The following is an 11,171-nucleotide window of genomic DNA, read 5'->3' as shown; positions in this document are numbered from 1 at the left end:
TCGTATTTGTAATGAATGACTAATGATTGAATCTCTCTTAATGCAATTCGCACCTATGTTGTTAGGTGCACAATTAATTCTTACCTTAGTGCTTGTAAAAGGCGATATTTGCCCGGGTCAAAGAGGTCGCGTTCATAAAATGTTGCCTTCAATCGGTGTACTTTGGTTGGCGGTAGCGTCTCTTAGAATTGAAGCCTTTCTTGTTGTGTTCTCTATTTTTTACTTTTTCTCACAGGTTCAGACTAAAAAGACACGAGACCAAGGACCAACTTGGGTCCTGTATTTGGCATGTGGTTTAGCGTTATCGTTCGTTGGGATACAAGCTGCTGCTCAAGCTAGCTTACCTGCGGTGATTGCTACCGTTGTCTTAGTCGCTTTGCTGGGTACGGCATTCGCACATTTATTATTGACGATAGCGCGAACGCGTTTGCAAGCATTTCATACTATTTTGCCTGTCGCTGGTGTGTTGAGCAGCATGTTATTGGTGTTAGTGACGGTTCTGAATGTGTATTCAATGCCTGAGGTTGAATTAGAACTCATTACCACTGACTTGTTGTTTGGTTTTGCATTATTGATTTCAGCCATTGTAGTGTGGTGTTGGCATCTGTTTTTTACAAAGCCACCCGTAAAAGCCCAACTGTCTATTAGTTTATTTATGCTACTAGGGGCGGTGATTGTCTTAGCACCAACATGGGTAATTTAAGGCTTAAGTGATCTTTATTTCACTTTAAGTAAGCGGACAAATCATCTGTTTTTTAACTGTAAAACTGTGATCTTCTAATGAGCAAGGTTGCACTTCGCGTTCTAAACTTAAACCATTATTGTGTTCGTAAGGAGTACGGCATGGATTTAAGTAACGTGAGAAATTTAGACAATATTATTCTGCTAGGAATTGTGAACGAAAAGCTTCGTTTAGAGTGTGATAGTTTTGAAGATTTAGTCAGCATGTATGAAATGGATGTTGAAAATGTGGTGGGTAAGCTGGATATTTTGGGTTACCAATATGATCCACTTACGAATCAATTTAAATCTTACGATCGTTAACGGCTCAATGTAGTCGCTATCTATCTATCTTTCTTTCTATCTATGTCTAGCAAGTTCTTCGTTTGTAGATAATGTATCGACAGATAATAAAGCCGCAGACTTATTAGTAAGTCTGCGGCTTTTTACATTTTTTATGCGGTATCAAATGTGTTCTTCTGTTATTTACCTTGTCGTTATACGACTTTAATGCCATCTAAATGGCTTTTGCTTTGTTGGCGAGCGGTACTAAAGAAAGCCTGTAGATAACGTTTATCTTTTTCTGAATTACGAACCGCAGCAAAAAGTCGTCGGGATAAGCCTTTCCCTAATGGTTTACTTGTTATTAGCCCTTGTCTAGAAAACTCACTGATAGCCCAGTTAGGTAAAGCAGAAGCTCCTAATCCAGCAGACACCATTTGTACAAGCATCAAAGTATTATCGGCTTGCTTCCATTTTTTTGGTTCAACGCCAGCAGGTTGTAAGAAGTGCTTTACTACATCCAGTCTTTGTTTTTGAACGGGGTAAGAGAGCATAGTCACGTCGGCTAAATCTTCCGGTTCAATGCAATCTTTGTCTGCTAAAGGAGAGTTAGTTGCTGTGATTAATCGCATTTCAAAATCGAATAAAGGCTCGTAATGTACTTCTGATCTCGGTTGAATATCTGATGTGATCACCAAATCTAATTCACCAGCCATCAGCGCTGGTAGCGGTTCAAATCCGAAACCGGAAGAGAAATCCAGCGTCACACTTGGCCAAGCTACTTGGTATTCTTTCAAAGCAGGCATTAGCCATTGGAAACAAGAGTGGCATTCAATGGCCATGTGTAAGCGACCATTCACATCTTCCTTCAAACTTGCTAATTCATTCTCTGCTTTTGCCAGTTTTGGTAACACTTCGTCAGCTAACCTAAGAAGAATTTGACCTTCAGAGGTGAACTTTACTGGGCGGGTTTTACGAAGAAATAACTGCCCACCAATACGAGCCTCTAAGTCTTTGAGTTGATGAGAAAGTGCAGACTGAGTTAAATGCAGTGATGTTGCCGTTGCGGTTAACGATCCACTGTCACGTAACGTAGTTAAAGTTCGCAGATGTTTGAGCTCTATCATGAGTATTCCTCATTTTCCCTAAGCCAATATAATGTTTGTTAATGATCACACCCTACTTTGTTTCATAAAATAAGTAAACGTCTAGACGGCTAAATAAAATTCGTTTAATTCATAAATGAACCGTTCAACATGAAATTTTATAATAAACAAGATGAATATTTGGAGATTGTTCAAGAACTCTATTCAAGAGATAGTTTAGCCATCCAGACGCCTTATCAAGCATTCAGCATGAAATAGCAGTCTGACCAAATTACTAAAAATTGAATAAGGAACAGGCTCATGACAACGACAACGCATATTTTAGGCTACCCACGTATTGGCGAAAAAAGAGAATTAAAATTTGCGCTAGAGAAATACTGGCGTGGTGAAATCGACCAATCAGAGCTAAAAGAACTAGGCAGTGAGTTAAGAAACCGTAACTGGAAGGTTCAAGCAGACGCAAACTTAAGCTTTGCAACTGCGGGTGACTTCGCATGGTACGACCATGTATTAACCACCACTTTATTGTTGGGGCATGTACCAAAGCGTCATGCTGGTGGCTCAGAAGATGAAAAAGACTTTCCTGATTTAGATACACTTTTCAGAGTTGGTCGTGGTCAATCACAAGAACAATCCACTTGTTGTGGTGGTAACCATGGCTCAAAGAGTGAAGGCACAGCGGCATCTGATATGACTAAGTGGTTCAATACTAACTACCATTACATCGTGCCAGAATTCAGCAAAGATGATTCATTTGAAGTCAGCTGGCCTCAGTTATTTGATGAAGTAAATGAAGCGGTTAAAGCGGGTTATAAAGTGAAACCTGTTCTATTGGGACCATTATCTTACCTTTACCTTGGTAAAGAAGTGGAAGAAGGTTTTGATCGTCTAACACTACTTCCTCGCTTACTGACGGCTTACCAAGCAATTCTGGCTAAGTTATCAAAGCTCGGAGTGGAATGGGTGCAAATAGATGAGCCAATCCTTTCTCTTGAGCTGGAAAAATCATGGGCAGATTCATTTAAGTTGGCTTACCAAGTGCTGCAAAGCGATGTAAAACTTCTTCTTACTACTTACTTTGACTCTGTTACCGACACGCTAGATAAAATTGTAGAACTTCCCGTTGATGGTCTTCACATTGACTTGTCGGCCGCGCCAGAACAATTGGATGAAGTCGTGAATAGACTGCCTAAAGGTTGGGTTTTATCTGCTGGTGCTATCAATGGTCGTAATGTATGGCGAGCAGATCTTGCAACGCAACTCGCTAACCTTCAACCAATCAAAAAGAAGCTAGGTGACAAACTGTGGGTGGCAAGTTCGTGTTCACTGCTGCATAGCCCAGTCGATCTAGAATTAGAAGAAACGTTAAGTGAAGAAGTAAAAAGTTGGTTTGCTTTTGCAAAACAGAAAGTCACAGAAGTGAGTTTGCTAGGTGCAGCATTAGATGGCGACCACAACGCAATTTTAGCGTGTGAGACCTACAGCCAACCTATCGTGGCTCGTAAAAGTGCAACGCATGTGAATAAGCCGCAAGTTCAGTCTCGCTTAAATACAATCACTAAAGCGTTAGCGCTACGAAGCGAACCTTATTCTGTGCGTGCAGCGCACCAATCGAAGGTGTTAGGTTTACCACTACTTCCAACGACCACTATTGGTTCATTCCCACAAACGGGTGAAATTCGAGTTCAGCGTAGTGCATACAAAACAGGGCAACTGACTGAAGCTGAATACAATACAGCATTGAAAGGCCACATTGCAGACGCGGTTAAACGTCAAGAAGCGCTGGATTTAGATGTACTGGTACATGGTGAAGCTGAACGAAATGACATGGTTGAATACTTTGCTGAAAACCTAGCGGGTTTCCAAACAACTAAGTTTGGTTGGGTACAAAGCTACGGTTCTCGCTGCGTTAAGCCTGCTATTGTTGTCGCAGATATTGAGCGTGAAAAACCAATGACCGTAGAGTGGTCAACGTATGCTCAATCTCTAACGACTAAGCAGATGAAAGGCATGTTAACGGGCCCTGTGACGATTCTGTGCTGGACATTCCCACGTGAAGATATTTCTCGTAAAGAAATAGCAAATCAACTGGCATTTGCTTTACGTGATGAAGTGTCCGACTTACAAGATGCGGGTATTAATATTATTCAAATTGATGAGCCCGCGATTCGTGAAGGTTTACCGCTTAAGAAAGGCGATCATGCTGAGTATTTAGAATGGGCGGTTGACGCTTTTAAGATTTCAGCAGCAAGTGCAAAACCAGAAACTCAAATTCATACTCACATGTGTTACAGCGAATTTAACGAGATCATTGATTCAGTGGCTGATTTAGATGCAGATGTCATCACGATCGAAACATCTCGCTCAAATATGGAACTATTGAAAGCATTTGAAGAGTTTAACTACCCGAATGAAATTGGTCCTGGTGTTTACGATATTCACTCACCAAATATCCCTTCAGAAGAATGGATTATTGACCTGTTGAAAAAAGCGGCAGAGAAGATTCCAGCTGAGCGTTTATGGGCTAACCCAGATTGTGGTCTTAAAACTCGTAATTGGGCGGAAACGGAAGCTGCATTAGCAAACCTAGTCTCAGCAACGAAAACACTTCGTAAAGAGTGGGCTGAAGCTTAAAAAAATTCATTAACTGAGAGTTTGCTTTCTAGAACTTCAGGCTCCTTTGAATATCTAGACATAAGCTAAAACTTACCTGAAAAAATAAACGCCAGCACTAAGCTGGCGTTTTTGTGTTCAGTAAAAAGTTCTGTAACTTTTTATCGTCTTATCTACTTAATTACTCAGTTTCTGATCGTCTTAGTTACTTACTTGCACAAGTCTCTTTATTGATCAGTTGCTCAACGACCAGTTGACCACGGGTATTGCGTATTTTGATGTTGTACATCAAGCCCATGTCAATGTTGGCACGTATATCTGAACTGGTGCAGTAGCTGTTAATGCTCATGGCTAAAACGTCTGAAACAGGTTTGGCACCTTGTTCATCTTGATTGTAAATCATCATGATTTCTATGACGTTTTTCTTAGCCAGCACTCGCATCACAGATAGAGGTCCATACTCAATCGGCAAACCTGCAGAGAGTACACCAGCACGATGTTGAGCCATCATTTCTAGCTGACGCTGTTCATCAGCGTTATTAGAGCTACAACCCGATAATAATGCCGTTAAAGCTAAGGTACTTAAAATCCACTTCTTCACGTTAGAATACTTTTTTAAATGGTTTAACAATGACGTTTTGGTAAACACCCGCTTCAATGTAAGGGTCTGAGTCTGCCCATGCTTGCGCATCTTCTAATGAGTTGAACTCTGCAATGACAGTTGAGCCAGTAAATCCAGCTTCACCTGGGTTGTCAGAATCAATAGCTGGCATAGGACCCGCTGTTAACAGGCGACCTTCGTCTTGTAATTCTTGTAGTCTAGCTAAATGTTGCGGGCGAACACTGAGTCGCTTTTCTAAAGAATTCTCAACATCCTGAGAAAAAATTACGTACCACATATGGGATATCCTTATTGAGATTCACTACGGGTGATAGAAACTGCATGTCGCTAATTTACGCGAACTGAAAAGGAATAAAAGGGGGAAATTCAATAAAGTGTGAAACTGTACGAAACGAGTGGTGAGTTATAGCCACCTTTGGCTAGTTGAATCGTAGCCAAAGGCGGAACAAAAATACGTAGGATTGAACAACAGAAAGTGTTCGTCACAGAAGTGATTAGCTAGCAGTTACTTTAATTGCAGGATTAAATAATCCGATGACAGAATGAAGTCGCCTTAGGGATAATTAAGTAGTCTTAAGCTAGATTAAGTAACTTCACGCTGAATTAAGTAACTTTACGCTGGATTAACGGCTCTAGGCTTGCCTTCGGTATCAACAGCCACATAGTTAAACGTAGCGTCACAGACCATAAAGCGATCCTCAATGCCGTGCTCTTTTACTGGCTTAACCCAAACTTCTAGGTCAATGCTCATTGATGTTCTTCCGATTTTGGTACATTCCCCATAGCAACAAACCACATCACCCACACGAACTGGTTTTTTAAATGTGATACTTGAAACCGAGACGGTAACGATTCTGCCACCCGAAATTTCCTTCGCAAGTATACCGCCAGCGAGATCGAGTTGAGACATGATCCAACCGCCAAAAATATCACCATTTGCATTGGTGTCTGCTGGCATAGCAAGAGTACGTAAAAGTAATTGGCCCTTCGGCGCATCAATAGTTTGACTCATTATAAGGATTTCCCAGAACAACAAATAAGCAAGCGGCCAATAACATGAAAGCTATTGGCCGCTGTATAGATTAATTAGGTCGATTATATCAAAAAGGTGACTTTAGGTGTCACTTTGAAACATTAGTTATCGTCTGAATTTTTATCTGTTAACTCTTGCTGTTTCTCTTTTGGAAGGTTCTTGTAGATATATCCCCCAGTTAATAAGGTAAACCCAAAGGTCGCAGCCAGTAAGCCGAACACCTTAAAGTTAACCCAAACATCGAGAGGAAGGTTAAAAGCGACGTAAACATTCAGAATGGCACAAGCCGTAAAAAAGCAAGTCCAAGCCCAGTTGATCTTGCTCCAAACTGAATCGGGTAGGGTGATCTCTTTGCCTAGCATACCTTTAATCGCAGACTTACCCATTAAGTGACTTACGGTCAAACCAATCGCAAAAAGAGAATACACAATAGTGACCTTCCACTTAATGAAGTTGTCATCATGTAAGAAAATAGTCATGCCACCAAATACCGCCACCATTAAGAAGGTGATGACCTGCATTTTTTCTACTTTTTTATAGATAAAGTACGTAAGAATAACCTGGATGGCTGATGCAACAATTAAAGCGCCAGTCGCTGTGTAGATGTCATACATCTTATACAAGGCAAAGAAAATAATAAGAGGAATGAAATCAAGAATTTGCTTCATTGGAAATGAATATCCATGTAGTTGAGTTGCTGACAGTCTAACGAAAACTGTCTCGATGCTAAATAGCCCGAGACAATTGGAATTAAGTTTTTTGTCCGATACGGGATCTTAACGAAGTGGGCTAGTCTGATACCGAGGGATGAGGTTTTTGATATCTTCTAAATAGCCTTCGCTTTTCAGGTCATCAAGCGTACTTTCTAATTCTTGTTCACTCATTGCAAAGCATGTTGACTTGCCTGTCGTTAAATCAAGATATTCATGGTACTCGCGCTCTGTAAAGTGCCCAATTCTATCCATCAATAGGGTTTTAATTCCGTGGTGAATTAAGCCGTAATATGTGTGTCTTTCAAGAGTCATAGCCGATCCTCCATGTGCTCGCCGTAAGTGTATTAGTGGCGAATGTCCGTACTAAAACTGTTACAGACAATAAAGCAAACAAAGTGCCAAAATATGTGCTGACTGGAACTGATCATAACGACCGATAAAAACGATAAGGTATTTAGATAGTTATATTTATGGGTGGAAGTAAAATATAAATAATGCACTTTGAAAACGATATTGATTACGAATATGACAATTAATTTGCATATAAAAAACTGGCGCTCCCCTCGTATTTTCTTTTTATGGGAATCCAGTTCTAATCTTAAAGTTGATATGGAAGCCTATTCAATATCAGATTTTAATAACCACTCGATTAAGGTGGTAAGAGAAGTGTTTTGACGGCTTTTAGGTTGAAGAAAAAAATACCCATTCCCAGAAAAAACGGTGTCTTGGCTGACTCTTGCTAATCGACCTAATTGCACATCTTGATCGGCTAATGTGATATCGCCAATCGCAATACCAAACCCTTGTATTGCCGCGTTCATTGATTGGTCTAAAGTTGCGAACTGTTGATTTTTCTTACCAGCAAGTTCTTTACTACCAATGAACTCTAACCAAAGTTTCCAGTCGCTTTGCTCACTATTAGCATGTAACCAAGTGTACTCGCTCAGCTTAAATGGCTTAATGAAATAGTTGGACTTGGTTGCTTTATGGCTTGGATCGATAACCTGAGGGTTACACACAGGTGTCAATTGTTCATTAAAAAGTAGCTGACTGATAATTGAGTTTTGCTTGGGCTTTTTACCGTAAGTAATGACAGCATCAAAGGGATCAAACGTCGGTTCAAATACATGTTTAATTGTAGAAGTGAGCTCGACATCGATATCTGGATAATGCTGTTGGAAGGATAAAAGCTTTGGTAATAGCCACGAAGTGATACAACTAGGTGCATTTAACCTGATTTTCGAAGGAGATGTGGCAATTTGGCTTAATGCAGATTGCAGTTGCTGAATCGTGTCTTGAATTAATGGCACGAGAAGCTCACCTTTAGGCGTTAAAGATAAGCCACGAGCATGGCGATAAAACAGTTCACAGCCTACAGATTCTTCCAAAGAAAGTATTTGCCGACTTACCGCACCTTGGGTGAGGTTTAGTTCGTTAGCTGCATGAGTGAAATTTAAATGCCGAGCCGTAGATAAAAAGGCTTGCAGTGTTTTAGTTGAAGGTAGGTTTCCACTCATAGCTTTAGTCCTTTATTCATCATAATTCTAGTTCTGTATTTCACCAATCTCACCACAAGCTATGAAAATAACTCATGGCTATTATGTAATTATTTCGATTCTTTTTTCAATGGTCATTTGTTTGAATGTAGATAGTTAAGCAATAATATTGATTCAATATTCTTAATTTGCGAATTGTTTGACTATTAATGCGAGTTTTCTTTTTTGTAATTAAGTGGAAAGGTAAGTGATTTGACAAGTTTGATAGAGAGTTTAGTGCCAGAGTCGGTAAAAAAATTAATACCTTATCAGTCGGCTAGAAGAATTGGTGGTAATGGGCGAATATGGCTGAATGCTAATGAATTAGAAGCCCCACTGAGTTTTGATTCTAACGAGATCGCCAATAATTCTGAGAAAGCTAATTATAATCGCTACCCAGATTTTCTGCCGCATGACATTGCGACTGCTTACAAAAACTATTGTGAAACAGATGCTGAAACTGTGGCGGTAAGAGGAGCCGATGAAGCGATAGATTTATTGATAAGAGCTTTCTGTCAGCCAGGTAAAGATAAAATCTTAATTAGCTCTCCGACTTACGCCATGTACGAGTTTTGCGCGGATGCATTAGCCATCGAAACGATAGATGTACCTCTGAAAGCCGATTTCAATTTGAACGCTTCTGAAATAATCGCTCAGGCAAAATCTACGAATATTGTGTTTTTATGTTCACCGAATAATCCAACAGGCAATGCAATCCCTAGAGCTGATCTGGTTCAAATTCTTGAGGGGACAAAAAATTCAGCGTTGGTTGTGGTCGATGAAGCATATATCGAATTTGAGTTGAGTTCGTCTGTTGTAGACCTTATTGCTGATTACCCAAATCTGGTTGTGGTTCGAACGCTCTCTAAAGCATTTGGTTTAGCGGCTGTTCGTTGTGGATTCATTTTATCTAGTGAAGAAGTGATGAGTTATGTAGCTAAATTAATTCCTCCGTACCCAATGCCTGATTGTTCAGCTGAAATTGTATTGAAAGCGTTATCAGAGCAAGGACTGAAACTGATGAAAGCTAAAACAGCAGAGCTGATTAATACGCGAAATGAGTTTGCACAAACACTGAGCCAGTTCGATATTATTGAAGAGGTTTACCCATCTGCGACTAACTTTGTGCTGTTACGAGTGAATGAAAATCACGATTTATTCAATGTGTTATTGAGTGATGGCATTGTTACTCGCAACCAACACCATGAACCAGCACTACGTCATTGTGTTCGAATCAGTATCGGCAGTGAACAAAGCATGAAAGAAGTCATCACGTCACTGACTCAATATTCGCAATCTGCTTTACAGACGGCATAAACATTACTTATCGTAAACGCATCAACTAGGAAGATAAAAATGAAAAAAATAGCATTAGGATTCGCATGTGCCACCGCTTTGTTATGTTCAGCAGTACAAGCTAAAGAAGTGAGGTTGGCTTCTGATTTTACTTACCCTCCATTCAATTACAAAAATAGCGCAGGGACACCTGTAGGGTTTGATATCGAAATCGCAGACGCACTGTGTAAGCAAGCAAGTTTAGAGTGTACTTGGGTTGCACAAAGTTGGGATTCGTTAATCCCTAGCTTACTGGCAAGAAAGTCGGATGTGATTATGGCTTCAATGCGTATTACGGAAGAGCGTAAACGAAAAGTGCTGTTCACGAATAAGTATTACCAAACTCCAGCAGTTTTCGTGGCATCTAAAAAAGCATCTTTTGAGATTGATAAATCAGGCTTAGACGGAAAAACCATTGGTGTACAGCAAGGTACTATCCATGATCGCTATGTCACTGATAAGTTTGGAGAAGTTGCTAATATCAAGCGCTATACAGGGCAAGATGAGGTCTACTTGGATTTGCAAAATGGTCGTTTAGATGCAACTTTCGGTAATTCAGATCAGCTGTCATTGGCGTTTTTAGATAAGAAAGAAGGCGAAAATTTCGAATTTAAAGGAAAAGCAGTGACCGATAAAGCCTACATCGGAGAAGGGACCGCTTTAGCCTTGAGGTTACAAGACAAAAAATTAGCAAAGCAATTTAACCAAGCGATTGAAGAAATTCGTGCAAATGGTACTTACGATAAAATTGCAGCGAAGTACTTCACTTTTGATATTTACGGCAGTGATTTATAGCACCAAGCTTATGTTCATGGTTTAGCTTGTTTACATGTTTTAGATCACCAGTAAATTTAGTCTGTAGATACTTATTTCTTAATCAGTAAACGGCATTTGGGTCTAGAGATACAAAATCAACAACATTCTGAATCATGGGTATGTTGACTTTTAAGATGAAATTTTAAATCCGAGGGCAGTTTTGCTCTCGGATTTTTTTGTTTTTGCTCGAGTCAAAACTAATCTTTAGAGCTTGGCTCCACTGTCTAATCAGCTTTCTAATCATTTTTTCTCCTGTACATAACTTTGAAAAATGTAACAAAATTAAGTTTGTGTAAGTGACCATTTTCCTGTTTGTTTGGTCGAAATTTTTGGTTTTAAGTCTTGAAATAACACAAATTAAATTAATGTGCATGATAATAAGGGTGCGCTTGGTGT

Annotated in this window: 12 protein-coding genes; 5 read left to right on the top strand and 7 right to left on the bottom strand. The window is 39.8% G+C overall.

Going from position 1 to position 11,171, the window contains the following annotated elements; genetic code table 11:
* Nucleotides 1-22: 22 nt before the first annotated feature.
* Together F0226_RS00250 and F0226_RS00245 are read left to right on the top strand one after the other, a co-directional pair.
* Nucleotides 23-703, top strand: coding sequence for a hypothetical protein (locus tag F0226_RS00250; RefSeq protein WP_171733744.1), 681 nt, complete (start codon nt 23-25; stop codon nt 701-703).
* A gap of 140 nt (nt 704-843) precedes the next feature.
* Nucleotides 844-1,044 (top strand): DUF4250 domain-containing protein, encoded by a 201-nt coding sequence (locus F0226_RS00245; RefSeq protein WP_171733743.1) that lies wholly within the window; start codon nt 844-846, stop codon nt 1,042-1,044.
* Between the two features lie 173 nt (nt 1,045-1,217).
* Here the strand turns inward: F0226_RS00245 and F0226_RS00240 are convergent, their stop codons facing one another.
* Nucleotides 1,218-2,129, bottom strand: a complete 912-nt coding sequence (locus F0226_RS00240; protein ID WP_171733742.1) for a LysR substrate-binding domain-containing protein — start codon at nt 2,127-2,129, stop codon at nt 1,218-1,220.
* A 279-nt stretch (nt 2,130-2,408) separates the two neighbouring features.
* Between F0226_RS00240 and metE the strand changes: the two genes are divergently transcribed.
* Nucleotides 2,409-4,742 (top strand): 5-methyltetrahydropteroyltriglutamate--homocysteine S-methyltransferase, encoded by a 2,334-nt coding sequence (gene metE, locus F0226_RS00235; RefSeq protein WP_171733741.1) that lies wholly within the window; start codon nt 2,409-2,411, stop codon nt 4,740-4,742.
* Nucleotides 4,743-4,926: 184 nt separating this feature from the next.
* Here metE and F0226_RS00230 read toward each other — a convergent pair whose 3' ends face one another.
* The 6 genes from F0226_RS00230 to F0226_RS00205 form a co-directional block, all read right to left on the bottom strand.
* Nucleotides 4,927-5,322, bottom strand: a complete 396-nt coding sequence (locus tag F0226_RS00230; RefSeq protein WP_171733740.1) for a type II secretion system pilot lipoprotein GspS-beta — start codon at nt 5,320-5,322, stop codon at nt 4,927-4,929.
* Between the two features lies 1 nt (nt 5,323).
* Nucleotides 5,324-5,620, bottom strand: coding sequence for a YciI family protein (locus F0226_RS00225; RefSeq protein ID WP_171733739.1), 297 nt, complete (start codon nt 5,618-5,620; stop codon nt 5,324-5,326).
* Nucleotides 5,621-5,956: 336 nt separating this feature from the next.
* Nucleotides 5,957-6,355, bottom strand: coding sequence for an acyl-CoA thioester hydrolase YciA (yciA, locus tag F0226_RS00220; RefSeq protein WP_171733738.1), 399 nt, complete (start codon nt 6,353-6,355; stop codon nt 5,957-5,959).
* A 122-nt stretch (nt 6,356-6,477) separates the two neighbouring features.
* Nucleotides 6,478-7,044 carry a septation protein A gene (locus tag F0226_RS00215; protein ID WP_171733737.1) on the bottom strand — a complete coding sequence of 189 codons (567 nt, stop codon included), beginning with the start codon at nt 7,042-7,044 and terminating at the stop codon, nt 6,478-6,480.
* Between the two features lie 108 nt (nt 7,045-7,152).
* On the bottom strand, nt 7,153-7,401 hold the full coding sequence (locus tag F0226_RS00210; RefSeq protein WP_171733736.1) for a hypothetical protein: 249 nt from the start codon (nt 7,399-7,401) through the stop codon (nt 7,153-7,155).
* A 305-nt stretch (nt 7,402-7,706) separates the two neighbouring features.
* The gene (locus F0226_RS00205; protein ID WP_171733735.1) at nt 7,707-8,606 is read right to left on the bottom strand and encodes a LysR family transcriptional regulator; all 900 of its coding nucleotides are present in this window, start codon (nt 8,604-8,606) and stop codon (nt 7,707-7,709) included.
* Between the two features lie 231 nt (nt 8,607-8,837).
* Between F0226_RS00205 and hisC the strand changes: the two genes are divergently transcribed.
* Entirely contained in the window at nt 8,838-9,941 is a 1,104-nt protein-coding gene (gene hisC / locus F0226_RS00200; RefSeq protein WP_171733734.1) for a histidinol-phosphate transaminase, read from the top strand.
* Between the two features lie 39 nt (nt 9,942-9,980).
* Nucleotides 9,981-10,754 (top strand): ABC transporter substrate-binding protein, encoded by a 774-nt coding sequence (locus tag F0226_RS00195; protein WP_171733733.1) that lies wholly within the window; start codon nt 9,981-9,983, stop codon nt 10,752-10,754.
* Nucleotides 10,755-11,171 lie beyond the last annotated feature (417 nt).

Origin of the sequence: Vibrio sp. 99-70-13A1, assembly GCF_013114625.1 — a bacterium.
Lineage (GTDB): Bacteria > Pseudomonadota > Gammaproteobacteria > Enterobacterales > Vibrionaceae > Vibrio.
Note: the sequence above shows the minus strand (reverse complement) of the source record. Positions and strands in the feature narration are given on the sequence as shown.